Source organism: Anaerobacterium chartisolvens, assembly GCF_003337415.1.
In the GTDB taxonomy this organism is placed as follows: domain Bacteria; phylum Bacillota; class Clostridia; order Acetivibrionales; family DSM-27016; genus Anaerobacterium; species Anaerobacterium chartisolvens.
On sequence record NZ_QPJT01000001.1, the window covers coordinates 133,286 to 151,130 of the forward strand.

The window sequence follows — 17,845 nt, forward strand, 5'->3', positions numbered from 1 at the left end:
TTTCATCACCCCTGACTCCAGCGTCTTTTTTCTATTACCCTAATTGTAAGGAACAAAAATACCGCAATAAAGCTTATAAAATAAATTATACTTCCAACATTTAAAATGCCTGTAGTAAAATCATTGTATCTGGAGGAAAGAGAGAACCAGTTCAGCACAACTGCCGCCCATCCTCCCACGGCATTGCCTATTGGCTCGATAATCCAGATAATAAGCATTATTACAAAGCTGATAAATACCGAAATAACCTGATTTTCAGTGAGAGATGACGCAAATACCCCTATGGAAATAAGCGCAGCCGCAAATAGAATAAGCCCCACATAGCTCCCTATCAGAGGAGCAAGGGGTGGATTTCCAAAAATAAATAATATTATGGGGTATACAAACGTCAGACAGGTCATCACCAGAAATACAAAAAGCATTGCCAGATATTTTCCCACAACTATCCCGCTTAAGGTAGAAGGAGACGTTATCAGCAGCACCTCCGTGCCGTTCTTCCTGTCTTCGGCTATAATGCGCATTGTAAGTATGGGCACAATAAAAATTAAAATGAAGCTTATGGTTGATAATGTAGGATTAAAGTCAGCCGATTGGCTGCCTATATTCGATAAAAAGAAGAAAATTGAAACTACAAGCACAAAAAGCCCTGTCAATACATATGCTATGGGAGAATAAAAATAAGACTGCACTTCTCTTTTAAATACAGCAAACATATATTATTCAGCCTCCTTTTCCTCAGTAGTGATTTGAAGGAATATATCCTCCAGCGTCATATCCATAGGCTTCAGCTCTATTATAGGATATCCCGCCTTTGCCATCGCAAAAAACAATGGACGTCTTATGTCTAAGCTCTTGTCGGCCTCAATTACATAGCTTGCAAGATCCTTTTCCTTTTCAGAGATGACGTCTACATATTTCACTCCGTATATTTCCTGTATATGGCTCTGCACAGAGTTTGTGGGTCCGGCAATTGTAGCCGAAAGCTTTGAAGCCGAGTCAAAGCCCTTTGAAAGGTTTTCGGGGGTGTCAATAGCAGCTATCTTTCCTTTGTTTATAATAATTACCTTTTCACATACGGCACTTACCTCGGGGAGTATATGCGAGCTGAGTATTATGGTGTGTTCCTTGCCTAAAGCCTTAATAAGCTTTCTTATTTCAATAATCTGCTTGGGGTCAAGTCCTACCGTAGGCTCGTCCAGTATGAGCACATCCGGGCTTCCTACAAGCGACTGCGCCAGACCCACCCTTTGCTTATAGCCCTTTGAAAGGTTCTTTATAAGCCTGTCCTTAACATGAGCTATCTTTGTGAGCTCCATAATATCACTTATCTGGGTTCTCCGCTGCTTCTTGTCCACAAGCTTAAGCTCATACACAAAATTCAAATACTCTAAGACTGTCATGTCCATATAAAGAGGAGGCTGCTCAGGTAAATAGCCTATGCGCTTTTTTACTTCTCTGGGATTTTCCATAATGTCGTAGCCATCCACCTTAACCGTTCCTGCTGTTGAGGATATAAAGCCGGTTATAATGTTCATGGTGGTAGACTTCCCTGCCCCGTTAGGTCCAAGGAAACCGAGAATTTCGCCTTTTTCGACTTTAAAGCTTATGTCGTCGACAGCCTTTATTTGACCGTAGCTTTTGGTCAAATTCTGTATCTCTATCATTCTATTCCCCCCTGCTTTTCTTTTAACCTATTACTCATTTAATTATGATTAATAGATTTTAATAAATTGTGAACAATTTGTAACAATAGCTCATTATATAGAAATTCATGTAAAACCCTACCTTATTATATAGGTTTTTACCATGTATTTCAAGCATGATTAAATTATACTATGTATGAGGCCTTAAGGCCCGTAAAATAAGTATACATTTTATTGTTGCTTCTTTTTTTAAATATATTCTTTCTTTGCAAACAGTGCGATTTTTATAATATCACAGAGACAAAAAAAAATAAACCCTTATACCTCATATTCCGCCCCGGCTGCCTTCATCTGATAGAAGAGAAGAGCCGGAGCCGGAGATGAGGCCTAAGCCTGCTTATTTGCCATTTATGCTGAAAAAGCCCGAGGCTATAGGGGCAAGCAGTGAAAACCCTGCCACCATCAGCCATTCGCCTGCCTCAAGAGGCACCGTATTAAATATTCCCTGCAAAGCGGGTATATAAATTACTCCCAGTATCATAGCCAGAGAAATAACTACCGAAATAACAAGGGGGATATTATTAAAGACAGGTATTTCAAATATCGTCTTTTTCTCAGATTTACACTCAAACACATGTATGAGCTGCGTTATAACAAGCGTCAGAAAAGCTGCTGTTCTGGCGGTATCCACATCAGCCTTAAAATGCATTACGCTTGTAAAAACGGCAAGAGTCGATAAGCCTATCAATATGCCCCTGAATAATATGAGGCTCAACAGTCCATGCGCGAATATATTCTCCTTAGAGCCTCTCGGCGGCCGCATCATAATATCTCTTTCCGGCGGATCAAGCCCCAGTGCGATTGCCGGCAGTCCGTCAGTTACAAGGTTTACCCACAGTATCTGTATAGGCAGAAGGGGAAGGGGAAGGCCCATGAGCATACCTAAAAACATTGTCAGCACCTCTCCAATGTTGCATGCAAGCATATATCTTATAAATTTCCTTATATTGTTATATATAACCCTTCCCTCTTCAATTGCCGCAACTATTGTGGCAAAATTATCATCCATCAGAATTATCGAGGAAGCCTCCTTTGTTACATCGGTTCCCGTCACACCCATTGCCACGCCTATATCGGCCTCCTTGACAGCAGGAGCATCGTTTACTCCGTCACCCGTCATTGCCACAATATGTCCCAGCTTTTTTAAAACCCTTACTATCATAAGCTTGTGCTTTGGAGAAACCCTTGCATATACCGCCGTATCATCCGCCACCCTTGCAAGCATTTCATCATCCATTCTGTCAAGCTCATCTCCTGTAATAACCCTGTCTCCCTCTGAATATATGTCTATCTCCTTTGCAATTGCCGTCGCCGTGACTTTATGATCCCCAGTTATCATTACAGGCTTTATTCCTGCCATCCTGCACTTTCGTACTGCCTCCACCGCTTCCCTTCTAGGGGGATCTATCATACCTATGAGTCCCACAAATATCAAGTCCTGCTCAAGCTGTCTTTTTTCACAGCTCTTAGAGTCAAGCTGTCTGTATGCCACTCCTAATACTCTTAGGGCTTCTCCCGCCATATTGTCGTTTATTTTCATTATGCTTTTCTTAATTACCCTGTTAAGTTCTATTATTCCGTTGGCTGTATGTATTTTATTGCACTTTTCAATTATTACGTCGGGCGCTCCCTTTGTGAATGCAAAAACCTCTCTCACGCCTCTTGTGCATACAACCGTCATACATTTGCGCTCGGAGTCAAAGGGCAGCTCGTCAATTCTAGTGTACAACCTGTCAAGTACCTCGGGGCTTAAGCCCGCTTTTCCCGCGGCAATGGCGATAGCTGTCTCTGTGGGATCACCGCTGCCCTCCCATCTCTGATGCTTTGTAAGCACAGACTTTATTTTTCCCAATGCGCCTTTATCCTGATCGCTTGCCGGACTTATTTTTGCATTATTGCATATTCCTCCTATCTCAAGCGCAAGCTTTGCGGGATAAAGCTTTTGGAGCCGTACCTCCTTATTTCCTATGGCAAAGCCCCCTTCAAAGCTGTGACCGTCGCCCGTTACATTGAGGATGCTCTCTCCGGCGTATATCTTACGCACAGTCATCTTATTCTCGGTCAGCGTTCCCGTCTTATCCGAGCATATTACGCTTGCACACCCTAAGGTTTCTACGGCAGGCAGCTTTCTTATCAGCGCATTCCTTTTAAGCATCCTCTGCACTCCCAGAGCAAGCGCAATTGTAACAATAGCGGGAAGCCCTTCAGGCACTGCAGCAACGGCAAGGCTTATCCCTGCCAGAAGCATGGTGAATAATGCCTCTCCCCTTAATATTCCCGCAACCGATACAATAAAGCATATTATAAGGCAGCCGTACACAATATACCTTCCCAGGTGATCCAGCCTTTTTTGAAGCGGGGTCTGTTCATCCTCAATGCCCTGTATCATGTCGGCTATTCTTCCCATCTCGGTGAGCATTCCGGTGGAATGAACTACCGCCCTTGCCCTTCCATTTATCACTATAGTCCCCATGAATACCTTGTTTAATTTTTTATCTGTGCTTCCACCCTCCTTGCCATACTCCTGCAGGCTTTTTTCAACAGGATGAGATTCTCCCGTCAAGAGCGATTCATCCACCTGAAGGTTATTAGCCTCTATAAGAATGGCATCCGCGGGTACCCTGTCACCGGCCTCCAAAACGGTTAAATCTCCCGGAACAAGCTGTTCTGCGGGTATACTGCATAAAATACCGTCTCTTATTACCCTTGCGGCAGGTGCGGCAAGACTTTTTAATGCCTCCATGGTTCTTTCTGTTTTATATTCCTGCACAAAGCCCAAGACAGCGTTTACAGCTATAATAGCTATAATGGTAACCGATTCGGTTATCTCCCCCATAAATGTTGAGATAACTGTGCAGGCAAGCAAAATAATCACCATGAAATCGCTGAATTGATCCAGCAAAATTTTAATGGGCGAAACCTTCTTCTTTTGAACAATTGTGTTAGGCCCATATTTCTCATGTTTTCGGCTTGCCTCTTTTTGGCTTAAGCCGGTATGGCCTTTTTTACTGCCCGTTGTATTTTCTGCTTTTGCTTCAGAAACCCTCAAAGTGCATCTCTCCTTTTTTTCTTCCCATTTCATATTTCTATTCGGATACCCTTAAAATTATAACGTCAAGTGCTTTAACAAATTCCTTGGTGTCTTCATATAATAAAATCATGCCTTGAACAATACATGAAGCCGGGAGATGATTTGGGAAATGATGCTTGCTGTTTTAATACTGGCTGTGTCCCTCAGTTTAGATGCAATGGGGGTTGGAATGGTATACGGCTTGAGAAAGATTTTGATACCTCTTCCCTCTAAGCTTTTTATATGCCTGCTTTCTATTTTGTATTCAGGGTTCGCGCTCATTGTAGGAAAATCAATATCCTGCATACTGCCGCCCGTCGCCTCAAAGCTCACAGGCATATTAATACTTGGAGCCATGGGCATATGGCTAATAATTCAGGCATTATTTAAAAAGGATCGCACTGAGTCCACTATTAGCCGCAGCATAGACACTGAAAAAACACTTCTGAAAATCGGAATTAAATCCCTTGGAATTACCATTCAGATAATTAAAAATCCCGCAGAAGGCGACATAGACAATTCGGGTACTATAGATATGAAGGAGTCCTTTCTCCTTGGGCTTGCACTCTCTGTTGATGCCATAGGTGTGGGCATAGGAAGCGCATTGTCGGGCTTTGATTCCATTCTGATTCCCTGTGCAGTGGGCTTCTCTCAGATGGTGTTTATATATATAGGAACACTGCTGGGCAGGAGGTTCTCTCTAAACAGCGGTATAAACAAAAAAGTGCTGGAGCTGCTTCCCGGCATATTATTAATCCTTCTTGCATTAATGAGGCTGTAATTAACTCACCCCCCGCCCCCTCTCTTTCCAAAAGAGGGGGCGGGGGGTGAGTTAGTTAAAGAATGGGTTATTCCGCTCCCAAAACACTTATATAGTTTACATACGGATCGGAAGTGCCCTGAAGCTCACACTTTTCCTGCTTTAGAACACCTATGTATTCCACAATATCCTTTGTGATGCGCTCTCCCATGCATATGACCGGTATCCCGGGGGGATACGCCATAACCATTTCCCCCGCAATCTCACCTATTGATTCCTCGAGAGGAATCATTTTTTTGGGACTGTAGAAGGCGTCTCTGGGAGATACTATCATTTTGGGATTTTGAGGTATTATTACGGTATTTTTATACTCCACATCCCCAACCTTTGATGAAATGTCGGAAAGAGCATTTATAAGAGCCTGAAGGTCTTCCCTTCTATCACCTATGCTGACTATCGCAAGGATGTTGCACAGATCCGACAGCTCGATCTGAATATTATATTCCTTCCTGAGCTTTGCCTCCATCTGGTATCCCGTGTACCCTAAGCCCCTTACATTAATTCCAAGCTTGGTTTCATCAAAATCATGGCATCCTGGAGTACCCTTAAGCTCTTCTCCGAAGGCGTATAAGCCCTTTATGGAATTAATTTCCCGTCTTGCCCACCTTGCCATCTCCAAGGTGTTCTCCAGCATATCGCTTCCGCTTGTGGCAAGCTGCTTTCTTGCTATATCCAGAGAACACATCAACAAATATGAGGCGCTTGAGGTATAAGTAAGGTTAAGCACCTGCTTTACCTTTTGAGGAGAAATCATGTCGCTCCTCAAAAGAAGCACCGAGCTCTGCGTCATTGAACCGGCCGTTTTGTGCATACTTGCCGCGCTCATGTCGGCCCCAACCTCCATGGCCGTCAACGGAAAGTCATCGTGGAAGGACATGTGCGCCCCATGAGCCTCATCAACAAGCACAGCCATATCATGCCTGTGAGCTATTCTCACTATTGCCTTTAAATCCGATACAGCACCATAATAGGTAGGGTTTATCAAAAACACAGCCTTAGAATGAGGATGCTCCTTTATGATTTTCTTAAAGCTTTCCTCCGTTATGCCCATCGCTATCCCAAGCCTCTCATTAATCTCAGGCTGAATATACACAGGCATTGCGCCGCTCAGTATTATTCCCCCTATTGTAGACTTATGGGCATTCCTTGGAATTATTATCTTATCTCCGGGCTCACAGGCACTCATAATCATTGCCTGAACGCCGGCGGATGTACCGTTCACAAGAAAATATGCATTTTGTGCTCCAAACGCGTTGGCCATAAGCCTTTCAGCCTCCAGAATCACACCTGTGGGGTTATTGGCATAGTCCAAATCCTCCATACCGTTTGCGTCCATCTGAAGCACACGTTCCCCCACATAGTCACTTAGCTCCCTTATTCCTCTCCCCTGCTTGTGTCCGGGGACATGAAACTGGATCACCTTATCGTCTACGTACTTTTTTACGGCATCAAACAGCGGTGTCCTCTTTTGATCTAATCTTGTCAACTCCGAGTCCTCCCCTCCAAAGGCCAATTCATAAAATACAGTTATTAATATATTATCTGCAGCCCGCCTTATAAAAATAAGTTTCATAAGCCTAATAAACAATATATGTTAAGCGGTTTAAAACTGCTATAAAAATAGCAAACAAAAGAATTATAGAGAAAAGCGGAGCAAAAGTCAAATGTTTTTGGCGGAGGAGCGGATCTTTGCAATAAAAACCCGCCTAGCGTCAGTACACTTAGAAGGCGGGTTTTTATTAATCCGAATAAACCATATATTCTATACGTCAGTCAGAGCAATTTTTTCAAGAGACATGTGAGCGGCACTGAAACGCTCAGGCGCTTTAAGCAATGCTCCAGCTTTCCGCTTTTTGCCTTATCGCCACAAACCTGTTGTACAACCCCTCCTTGTTCATAAGCTGCTCATGCGTGCCCTTCTGAACAATTTTGCCTTCGTCAAGCACCACAATCTGATCGGCATTTTCAATCGTTGCAAGACGGTGTGCGATTACAAGCATGGTTTTACCCTTTGCCAGTGCAGAAATGGCTTTCTGGATTTCGTACTCGTTTTCAGGGTCAACGCTTGCCGTCGCCTCATCAAGTATTATAATGGGCGCATCCTTTAAAATGGCACGGGCAAGGGATATTCTCTGCTTCTCTCCGCCCGAAAGGGAGGACCCTCCCTCGCCTATGACAGTTTGGTACCCTTGCGGCAGCTTTGCAATAAAGCTGTGGCAGCATGCCTTTTTGGCTGCGTCTATAACTTCCTCCTCCGTAGCGTCAGGCTTGCCGAAGCGGATATTGTTGATAACGGAATCATTGAATAGATAAACATTTTGAAAGACCATGCTGATGTTGGACAGAAGACTGTCGCATTTCAGTTCTCTGATGTCGGTGCGTCCGATAGAAATTCTGCCCTTGTTCACATCATAAAATCTGGCGAGCAAATTGCATACCGTTGTCTTTCCGCTTCCCGACGGACCCACAATTGCCGTTGTAGTCCCCTGCGGAATTGTAAAGGAAATATTGTCAAGGACTCTTCTTCTGTCATAGCCGAAGCACACATTCTCGAAATGCACATCGAATGCATGAAGCTTTTTGTCCCTGGAGGCTTCATCAATAAAATCAACCCTCTCGATTCGATCCAGCTTCTCATAAGTAGCCTCAATCAATTCAAGAGTATGTGCGGCATTATTAATTTGCTCCACCTGAGCAAAGATTACAAATGAAAATATGCAAAACATAAGGAATAATGACACCGAAATGACGTTATTAACTGCCATAAGCGCAGCGGCAACCGCAATTCCCACAGAGGAAAGCTTTAAGCAAAGCTGATGCAGACAATTTGCCGTAACATAATCAAGCTCGATCTTTACATTGATTTTGCGGTGAGCATTAAACGCGTTTGTTATCCTGTCGGCCGAAACGCCCTCCTGCCCATACGCCTTTACAACCGAAATTCCCCGAATATATTCAAGTACGGAGGCAATAAGGTTATTCTGCGCAGCTTGATGAACCTTTGCATTTCTACAGCTTCGTCTGTTGAGGATATGCAAAAATACCGCCGAGCCAATAATTCCTACTATTGCAATCAGTGCAATCTCCCATCTGAAAAAGGAAATGCATAAAACCATGGTAAATGCACTGATATAACCGCCAACGTAAACATCCGTCATCTTCATGGAATACATTTCAAGCACGCTCAAATCCGTTGTGACGGCGCCAAGAATCTCCCCTGCATTGTTTTTATCAAAGAAGCCAAGTGAAACCCGTTTTAATATATCGCCGACCCGCATTCGCACTTCTGCGGTTTTTTCATATGCTATGCTCTCTTGAAAGGTCGCCCTTAAATAAGCAAACAGGAACCTTCCCAAAACCATGGCAATCATAAACATAACCGCCCGCAAGGCCCAGATGGGGTCCAGTGCTTTTTCACCGTTAAAATCCTTTATCATCAGTTCCAGAATATAGGCAGCCCCCATAATGGGCATCGCAGTGAACATAGAGTGCAGAAATGACCATAGAAAGCCCCAATAAAGGCGGCTTTTCCTGTCACCTGTCCAGTTGATGATTTTCCGGATTGTTTTAAGCATTTTGCATTGCCTCCTTTTGTGATGCCGGTTCACTTGTCGCTGCCCAGCCCTTTGCTCCTATATGGGCGCTCCACATATCGGCGTATAGCCTGCTGCTTTTGAGCAGCTTCTCATGCGTACCGTACCGGGATATTGCACCGTCCTTTACAACAACAATCTTATCGGCATTCCTGATAGTAGAAAGCCTGTGAGCTATTACAACCAGCGTTTTCCCTTTTGCCAGCTCACCTATGGATTTTTGAAGCTGGGCCTCGTTTTCAGGATCGGTAAAGGCCGTCGCTTCGTCAAGGATGACAATAGGCGCATTTTTCAGAATGGCTCTTGCAATGGCTATTCTTTGCCTCTCTCCTCCCGAAAGCTTGCCTCCCGCATCTCCCGCCGCAGTTTGCCAGCCATTTTCAAGCCTCCCGATAAACTCCTCACACTGCGCCGCCCTAGCCGCCTCAAAAACCTCCTCGTCACTTGCGCTTGGCTTACCCAGACGGATATTTTCAAGCAGTGAGCAGTTAAACAGGAAATTATCCTGAGTAACAAAGCTGACCTGTCTGGCAAGCTGTGACAATGGGATCTCACGGATATCCGTGCCCCCAATGGTTATTTGCCCGCTGCTTACATCCCAAAAGCGTGCAATTAATCTGGCTATGGTCGATTTTCCTCCGCCTGACGGCCCCACAATGGCGGTAAAGCTTCCCTTGGGTATGGAAAGGCTTACATTATGCAAAACATTGCCCCCCGCTTCATTATAGGCAAAAGAGACATTATTCAGAGCAATGTCATAATCCGAAACAACGACCTTCTCTTTCCGTTCCGAAAGCTCCGGCAATTCAAGAATTGTGTTAACATCACAGATTGCATACTGAATAGATTTAAAATCATTCACAGCAATTGTAAACCAGCTTGCAGGCGCTATTATGCTCATAGACAGTATTATTGATAAGGCAATCTGAGGAGGAGCAAGCACCCCGCCGGCATACAAAAGCACACTCACAGGCAATATTCCAAGCAGCGTTGTGGGCAGTATTGAGTTGCCCAGATTCATAAGTCCCCACGTTGAGCGAAACCAGTCCAGCGTAAAGTCCCGAAAGTCGCGCACAGCATGGGCAAACTTCTCATAAGAACCTGAAGAGCGGTTAAACGCCTTAATTACCTGTATGCCCTCCACATATTCCACAATCGAGCTGTTCACATGCTTTTCAGCCGCCATAAACCTTGCATACTGCGAGCTGTAGTTTCGCATCATAACAGCATAAACAAGCACCCCGAAGGGCACGCTTGCAAGTGACGCCAAGGCAATTCGCCAGTCGATAAAAAACATATAGACAAAAACCGAAAGCGGAAGAAAGATATTTGATATTCCCTCAGGTATCATGTGCGCGAGTGGAAGCTCTATGGTTTCCACCCTGTCTACAACAATACTTTTCAGGCTTCCCGATGTTCTCGAAAGCACCTCTCCCAGCGGGGCTTTCATTAGCTTGTCACAAAGCGCGAGGCGAATACTCTCAAGAATTTTATACGCAGAAATATGCGAGAAGGACGTTGATATTCCATAAAAGAGCAGCTTTAAAACATAGCCTGACGCACTTATCACACCCCAGAAGAGAATAGCTTCGGTTTTTGCGTTTCCGTTAAAAAACAGAGTTATTAATTGATAGCCTCCCCAAAATGGTACCAATCCCCCTGTGACACTTAAAAGCGCAAAAATAATCGATAATATCATTTTCACCTTGCATTCCCTTGCGAAAAATAGGACAGAGGAAAAGGTTCCCCTTTGCTTGTTTCCCTTTGTATAATCCACAAAACCACCTCCAAAAAAAATAAAGGGAGAATCATCTTCTCCTTTTATTATAAGGGGCTTATCGATTTGTGTCCGCTCTAAGAATGTGCCAGGTAATCCATTCGGACGCCGTATTTTCTGAACTCCGAGGGTGTCATCCCAATCACCGAATGGAAGGCCGAGGCAAACTTTCCGGGGTTTTCATATCCTACGGCCCCGGCTATTTCAGCAACGGTTTTACTGCTTTGCTTTAGCAATACCGCTGCTTTGTTCATTCGGTAGTCCTTTATGAATGCGTAAATAGATGTTCCGTACACGCCCTTAAAGCAAAGCTTCATAGAAGTTAGAGGAAAATTAAAGCGTCTTGACAGCTCTTCCAGTGTATAATGACTTTCAAGATTGTCGGTAATCAGCTCCGCAATCTCCTTGATCTTCCTCACCTGCGATTTATAGAAATAGCGCCGTTCCTCGCATACATTGGGGGTCTCAATGGATTCTAGGAAAAGCAAAAGCTCCAAAACCTTAATTCTGAAATAGCTCATTTTTATATGATCCAAATGTTTGGGCACTTCATACAGCTCTGAAAACACGTGATGAATTCTCTTGCCGGCTCTCATAATAAACGGCCGGTTCTCGGGACAAAATTTTTTCTTAAGCTTATGCAAGTCAACAGAAATGCCTTCCATTACATTTTTCAGGGATTGCTCCGCCTCGTCCATTAAAAAGCCTATTGTAATGCCATGATAGTGTCTCATGGGAAAGGAGAAATCATATTTATGGCAGGTACGGGTGTTAATCTGCATATCCCCTGACTCAAAGTAAATGTATTTATAATTGTCAAGCTCCCATTCAATGCGTCCCTCACGGCAATGATCAATGCACAGCATCTCCTGATTAGGATTAAACTCCGAGACGCAGTGCTGCATATGAAAATCGTTGAAAATAACGTAAACGCCCGCGAAAACATCGTAAGCGGTCATAACCCCTTCTCCGCTTTTGTCGCGGACCTGCATAACGGAGCAATTATCATTGGTGCAGAGCACGTTGACATTTCTGCCCATTTCCTGTTCCTCAAATACCACAATTGAAGCCTCCCTACCTTTGTTTGTTCCTTGCATCAAAAAGTCCGAGTAAAAAGTTAGCTATGTCTAACTATATTGTAACATATGCTTATTGCTTTGAGAATCAAAAATTTAAGCTAATGCATGACTTAAACTTAGGACTGACAAACTCTATATTAAAATTAATTCAACTTTTATATATTTGACCACATTGGAAATTATTGATATTATTGATTTAGAATAGTCTTATTATATGTATGAAATGTATATAATAGGAATCTGGCTGCAAACCCAAGCTAAATCAGATAAATTTTGGGGGTGGGGTATAGTGACAAGAGATCCAATTAGAATTTGGGGAAATTGGGAAGAGGGATATGCGATTGATTTGCATACTATATCAAGTAATTATTTAGGAGACAATGAATATGGACATCCTATCTTTGACACAAAAAGAAGTGAAATAGGTGAATTGTTATACAAATTAAAATATAGGCATAATAAAGAGATAATTGATGATATAATAAAGATGATAAATCCTTTTGTAAGCACATGGACAAAAAAGTTGAATATTAATGTGATAATACCTATTCCACCATCTAACAAAAGCAGAGAATATCAGCCTGTAGATATTATAGCAGAAGCATTAGCAAGTAAATTAAATTTATACTACTGTAATAATTTTTTAATTAAAAATTCAGATGTTCAATCTAAGAATTTAGATGATAAGAATGTAATATCACATTCCATGACAAGGAACAAGCATTTTACTAAGAAGGTAAACGTCCTTTTAATAGATGACTTGTATAAATCAGGAGCATCTATGAATGAAGCAGTTAGAGTCTTAAGCGAAGATAGAAATGTTGCTAATGTTTATGTGTTGGCTTTAACAAAGGCGAGAAGGAGTTAATAATGAATATATTTATTGCAGGGCCAAGAGCTATTAGTAAACTTAATGAATCAGTTATTCGTAAAATCAAGGAGATTATAGAAGATAATTTCAATATTTTAGTTGGCGATGCTAATGGTGTTGATAAAGCAGTTCAGCATTTTTGTAATGAACATAATTATAGAAATGTTAAGGTTTATGCAACAAAAGGAAAAACAAGGAATAATATTGGTAACTGGTATGTGCATAATGTTGATGTTCCGAAGAACTTAAAAGGATTCGACTTTTATGCAGCTAAAGATTATGAGATGGCTAGGGATGCTGATTATGGACTGATGATTTGGAATGGTATAAGTAAAGGAACTTTGAACAATATAATAAATTTATTAGATATGGGTAAAAAAACCATTCTTTATTATAGTCCTGAGGAACAGTTTTATGTTATTAAAACATTAAATGGCTTGAAAGAGTTCATCGGTAGATGTAGTAAAGAAACTCAGGAATTATTTATAGATTTATTGTATAAAGATTCCCAATTAAAGTTAAGTGTTCATTAGGCTTTAGTACAAAACCAGTGACAAAAGCCTATTTTGAGGCAAAAAACAGCGGTTTTCATAAAATGAAAACCGCTGTTTTTCTGGTCGGAGTGGCGGGATTCGAACCCACGGCCTCTTGGTCCCGAACCAAGCGCGCTACCATCTGCGCTACACCCCGTAATTAGAACACATTATATTCTATCAGCAAATGCTCTTAGAAGCAAGAAATTTTTTTAAAGTTGTGTTTTTTAATAATGTAAATTTAACGGATCCTGTATTTTATTCTGAATCAGCATCAGCGGACTTGGTATTTTTACACCTAAGCCTATCAGTAAGCTGAATATAAATGCAAATAACAAAAAACAGCAGAATGCCACAAGCTCGCGCCATAATTTTTTTCTTACCAGGCTGGGAATTTGAAAAAGTGCAATAGCTGCATAACTCAGGAATAACAATATAATCATTATTTGCATTCACCACCTTGTTTTTTGGGTAGCCCGCGTATTTTGGCAATAAGCAGCGATAAGGGCGGAAGGATCAGTTCAAATGGCGTGACAAGTATGGCATGGTAGCTTCTGGCATGAAGATTGTGTTCTATTACTGAATCAAATAATATAATGGCCAGGCATACCGCAATGCTCCCAACAGGCAGTATTAAAGGCTTATAAGAGCGTAAATTCAGCATCTGGGACATACCTGCTACAGTTGCATAATACAGTACGCAATTTTTTATAAACAGTACAAGAGTCAAGCCGATTGCAAAAAGTATATCCATTTTGGTAAGAACATCTCCTATGTCAATAAGCCGTAAGGCCTGATATGAGTCCGAGAAGTATATTGACGACGTAACGCCAAGTACTGCCGTATTTCGGATAGAAACCGACATCAGCAGCAAGGTGGATATAGTCAAACCAAGTAATGTATATTTTCCTGTATGCTTAAAATTATTCAGGTTAGGCATTACCATTAAAAAAACTATAATTTCACACATCTGTATTGTTAAAATAATATGTATGCTTTGGAAATATGTCTTTAAAGGCATTTCAAAAACAGGCAGGAAGTTGGAAAAATCCATATCCCCCATCCCCAGCAGAGATGAAACAATAATATTTAAAGTTATAATGAAAAATATTACGGCACTGATTCTGCCCATACTTTCCAAGCCATTTTGTACAGCATAGGCGCAAACAAGAGCACAAACTGCCAAAAATAATAAGCTTGGGGTCTCGGGCATAATGAAGCCGGTATAGAAGTCAGCCAGACCTTTGAGGTTTAAGGAAAGCAGTGTCAGTATAAACCAGATATACAATATGGAAATAAGCTTACCCAGATAGCGTCCGTAAATAATATCATTTATTTGTATCAGGTTCTTCCCCGGAAACTTCTTTACCAGCAATATATATGACAATATAAACGGTATGCTCGCCGCATAAGCCGATATGATTACAATCCATGTATCATGCTTTGTAATAGTGTCCGCAAAGGATATAAATGTGATAGAGCCTAAAATAAAGCATAATATTAAAAACATAAGTTCAAAGTCAGATATCTTTCCTTTTTCAATATTCATATTCTAATTTACTCCTCCTCTGAGACCACTTCCGGAACAGCTGGCTTTATAATGAGCCCGGCTTCCTTTACACTGCTTTTTACTTCTATTTCAACCTCAAGGTCAGGGAAAATTTCATCCCAGTTATCCTCCATTAGCTTCCATTCACGGCGATATTTTTTATGAAATTTATCACCAAAGCCAAAAACATCTGTATTCAGCTCCTTTGCTTTTTTTAAGGCTGCTTCTATTTCATCCCGGATGGTATTGTCCTGCTGTTTTCCCAGTGAGGAAAACCCCGAAAGTGTTGCAAGGTTTTTGGGGGTTGTCTGATTTACAAGGTTTGCATCCGCCTTAATCCTGATATGGATAGATGGCTTACCATCCTTGATTTTTGGCGTTACTTCACTTTCTGCTTTTATAATTTCCAATGTGGCTTTTCCGTCAGGAAAGCTCACGTTAATGTTTCCGCTTTTTACTTTTCCGAGAACCCACAGAAGCCCTCGTGTTTCAGCAGGATCCAATGTGCCCGTCAGCTTATCCCCTTTAAAAACAGCCATACCTTCAACATAAAGTACTTCTTTCCTATCATCGTTATGAATTGTTACTATAGGAGCAATAGGAGATGTAGTCTTGCTGATCAAGCGAGCGGTAAAATCCTGAAGATTCACCGCCATTGCATGAGCGGTTAATATTTCCTGCATCTTTGCCAATTTTGCCAAATTCATTGCAGGCAGCTTCTCTATTTCAGGCTTTACATCCAGAACCTCACCGGCGGTGGTGTCGGATACCAGTATCATGGCGGTGGGACGTGTCTCATGAGAGCGCATAAAAAAGTCAAGATATTGTTGAACTCCCTCTGCCGAGATATCCTTCCCAAATATAATCGCCTGAGTATGGGCAATATACAGTCTATTGCTTGTTTTATGCGTGACTTCCCTCACAGCGTCAAAAACCGTCTGTCCTGTGCTCTTGATGTTCCAGAAGGCTGTATCTTCTCCTCCTGCGGTCCCGTTTGAGGGCTTTTTAATTTCAGCGGGTTTCACAATCTGGGCAGTAAGCGAAATATTATCGGGTGTTTCGGCTTTATCAATTCCAATTCCGGCTACGATTGATAAATCTTTTAACTCTCTTGCATTCCAGCAGCCCGACAGAGCCAACACCAGCATAATGCATATTGCTGTCTTAAAAATCAAATGCTCAACTTCTTTTTTCATACCAACCCCACCCTAATTTTGACTGTCATTTTCTTCATTATTCGGAGCAGACGGCGGGTTTGAATTCTGGCGTCTGCTGTTATTCCGGCCTATCATCCTCGGACGGATTGTCATCGTCCAGAGAGGCATCCTTATGAAAGTATCTTTCATATCCCGCGGAGCAAATGGGGCTATAGGTGAGAGATAAGGTGTTCCGAAAGACCTTAAGGATACCATGTGTATAAAAGCCACCAGCAGCCCCATAATAATACCAAATCCACCCATAACTCCCGCAAGTATAAGCAAAAAGTACCGTAATATTGAACCGGAGTCTGTCTGTGCAGGTATCGCAAAGCTTGAAATAGCGGTCAGAGCTACAATGATAACCATGAAATTACCAATAAGGCCCGCGGAAACAGCCGATTCACCGATTACAAGCGCACCCACAATGCTTACCGCAGAGCCTATAGGTCTTGGCAAACGCACTCCGGCTTCCCGCAGAATCTCAAATATTATTATCATAATTGTCGCTTCAACAACTGAAGGAAAAGGCACTCCTTCATTCCCCGCTGTCATGGTAAACAGCAGGAGGGTGGGTATCAGCTCCTGATGGAACGTCGATAAGGCTACATAGGCTGCCGGAGCCAGAATGGTAATAAAATAGGCTAAAAATCTTATAATTCTTATAACGCTTGCAAAAAACGGCCTGGAATAATAGTCCTCAGCACTTTGAAAGCTTTCAATAAAAAGCATCGGCACTGTAAGAACAAATGGTGTTCCTTCTACTAAGATAGCCGCACGCCCTTCAAGTATTTTTGCTGCCACAGTATCAGGTTTCTCGCTGTTACCAACGGTTGAAAATATGGAATAGGGTGCGTCCTCAATAAACGCTTCAATATAACCCGACTCAAGCACTGCATCAATTTGGATATTGCTTAGTCTTTTTTTTATTTCGTGTATAAGCTTTGGATTGACTATATCCTTTATATAGGCTATAGAAACATCAGTTCTCGTTTTTTCTCCGATTGTAAAAGTCTCAAAGCGCAAATCCGGGTTTCTAATTTTACGCCTCAGCAACGTAGTGTTAGTGCGCAAATTTTCGGTGAAGCCCTCACGGGGACCCCGTACAACATTTTCCGTTTCCGGCTTCTCCACGCTGCGTCTTTCCCATTTTTTAGCGTTAATAACCAAAGCCTCTTTTGAACCATCCACTAAAAGAATTGTGCTTCCAGATAAAAGGTAATCTAATAAATCATCCAAAGTTGAGATTTTTTGTACATCACTTACCGAAAGCAGTTCTTCATAAACAATATCGATATTGCATGTATCAGAAGCGTTCTTTTTTGCAAATATGTATGTATCATACATTAAGGGCTTCATAACACTGCTGCTGATGACATCCTTATCCACCATGCCATCAACAAATATCAGCGCCCCTTTTGCTTGCTTATTGCCTCCGAAGCTGAACGTCCGCATAATAATGTCTTCGCCTGTGCCTAAAATATTTCGTAAAGCTTCAAGATTCACCTTAAGATCCGGCGACAAAAGCGTAATATCTCTTTTAGCAGTGATATTATGCTCCTTGATGTTTGTTTTTTTTGCTTTATTATAGCGAATAATTTTTGATAGATAATTGAACATAACTCACCTTCTCTAATGGATTTTTTTACTTATT

General features: G+C 41.9%; 13 protein-coding genes and 1 tRNA gene. 3 read left to right on the forward strand and 11 right to left on the reverse strand.

What is annotated here, in order from left to right; translation table 11 throughout:
* Positions 1–5 precede the first annotated feature (5 nt).
* The 3 genes from DFR58_RS00675 to DFR58_RS00685 all read right to left on the reverse strand — a co-directional run bounded on the left by DFR58_RS00675 (position 6) and on the right by DFR58_RS00685 (position 4,752).
* Positions 6–713 carry an ABC-2 transporter permease gene (locus DFR58_RS00675; RefSeq protein ID WP_114295885.1) on the reverse strand — a complete coding sequence of 236 codons (708 nt, stop codon included), beginning with the start codon at positions 711–713 and terminating at the stop codon, positions 6–8.
* A gap of 3 nt (positions 714–716) precedes the next feature.
* Entirely contained in the window at positions 717–1,664 is a 948-nt protein-coding gene (locus DFR58_RS00680; protein ID WP_114295886.1) for an ABC transporter ATP-binding protein, read from the reverse strand.
* Between the two features lie 376 nt (positions 1,665–2,040).
* Positions 2,041–4,752 carry a calcium-translocating P-type ATPase, SERCA-type gene (locus DFR58_RS00685; protein ID WP_242987344.1) on the reverse strand — a complete coding sequence of 904 codons (2,712 nt, stop codon included), beginning with the start codon at positions 4,750–4,752 and terminating at the stop codon, positions 2,041–2,043.
* Between the two features lie 151 nt (positions 4,753–4,903).
* Between DFR58_RS00685 and ytaF the strand changes: the two genes are divergently transcribed.
* Positions 4,904–5,554, forward strand: coding sequence for a sporulation membrane protein YtaF (gene ytaF / locus DFR58_RS00690; protein WP_170137977.1), 651 nt, complete (start codon positions 4,904–4,906; stop codon positions 5,552–5,554).
* A gap of 67 nt (positions 5,555–5,621) precedes the next feature.
* Here the strand turns inward: ytaF and DFR58_RS00695 are convergent, their stop codons facing one another.
* From DFR58_RS00695 to DFR58_RS00710, 4 genes are all read right to left on the reverse strand, one after another.
* Positions 5,622–7,079 carry an aminotransferase class I/II-fold pyridoxal phosphate-dependent enzyme gene (locus DFR58_RS00695; protein ID WP_242987345.1) on the reverse strand — a complete coding sequence of 486 codons (1,458 nt, stop codon included), beginning with the start codon at positions 7,077–7,079 and terminating at the stop codon, positions 5,622–5,624.
* 340 nt (positions 7,080–7,419) lie between these two features.
* On the reverse strand, positions 7,420–9,168 hold the full coding sequence (locus DFR58_RS00700; protein WP_114295889.1) for an ABC transporter ATP-binding protein: 1,749 nt from the start codon (positions 9,166–9,168) through the stop codon (positions 7,420–7,422).
* Positions 9,161–10,885 (reverse strand): ABC transporter ATP-binding protein, encoded by a 1,725-nt coding sequence (locus tag DFR58_RS00705; protein WP_114296053.1) that lies wholly within the window; start codon positions 10,883–10,885, stop codon positions 9,161–9,163. Before DFR58_RS00705 ends, DFR58_RS00700 begins: the two co-directional genes overlap by 8 nt.
* 155 nt (positions 10,886–11,040) lie before the next feature.
* Positions 11,041–12,024, reverse strand: coding sequence for a helix-turn-helix domain-containing protein (locus DFR58_RS00710; RefSeq protein ID WP_242987346.1), 984 nt, complete (start codon positions 12,022–12,024; stop codon positions 11,041–11,043).
* Positions 12,025–12,331: 307 nt separating this feature from the next.
* On the opposite strand from DFR58_RS00710, the gene DFR58_RS00715 reads away from it, so the two are divergent.
* Complete coding sequence (locus DFR58_RS00715) at positions 12,332–12,910, forward strand: ComF family protein (RefSeq protein WP_114295891.1); 579 nt, start codon at positions 12,332–12,334, stop codon at positions 12,908–12,910.
* A 2-nt stretch (positions 12,911–12,912) separates the two neighbouring features.
* Positions 12,913–13,446 carry a hypothetical protein gene (locus DFR58_RS00720; protein WP_114295892.1) on the forward strand — a complete coding sequence of 178 codons (534 nt, stop codon included), beginning with the start codon at positions 12,913–12,915 and terminating at the stop codon, positions 13,444–13,446.
* Positions 13,447–13,527: 81 nt separating this feature from the next.
* Here DFR58_RS00720 and DFR58_RS00725 read toward each other — a convergent pair.
* The 4 genes from DFR58_RS00725 to DFR58_RS00745 form a co-directional block, all read right to left on the reverse strand.
* Positions 13,528–13,603, reverse strand: a tRNA-Pro gene (locus tag DFR58_RS00725).
* Between the two features lie 285 nt (positions 13,604–13,888).
* Entirely contained in the window at positions 13,889–14,995 is a 1,107-nt protein-coding gene (locus tag DFR58_RS00735; RefSeq protein ID WP_114295894.1) for a GerAB/ArcD/ProY family transporter, read from the reverse strand.
* Between the two features lie 8 nt (positions 14,996–15,003).
* Positions 15,004–16,191 carry a Ger(x)C family spore germination protein gene (locus tag DFR58_RS00740; RefSeq protein WP_114295895.1) on the reverse strand — a complete coding sequence of 396 codons (1,188 nt, stop codon included), beginning with the start codon at positions 16,189–16,191 and terminating at the stop codon, positions 15,004–15,006.
* 12 nt (positions 16,192–16,203) lie between these two features.
* A complete protein-coding gene (locus DFR58_RS00745) occupies positions 16,204–17,811 on the reverse strand; it encodes a spore germination protein (RefSeq protein ID WP_114295896.1) in 1,608 nt (535 codons plus the stop codon).
* Positions 17,812–17,845 lie beyond the last annotated feature (34 nt).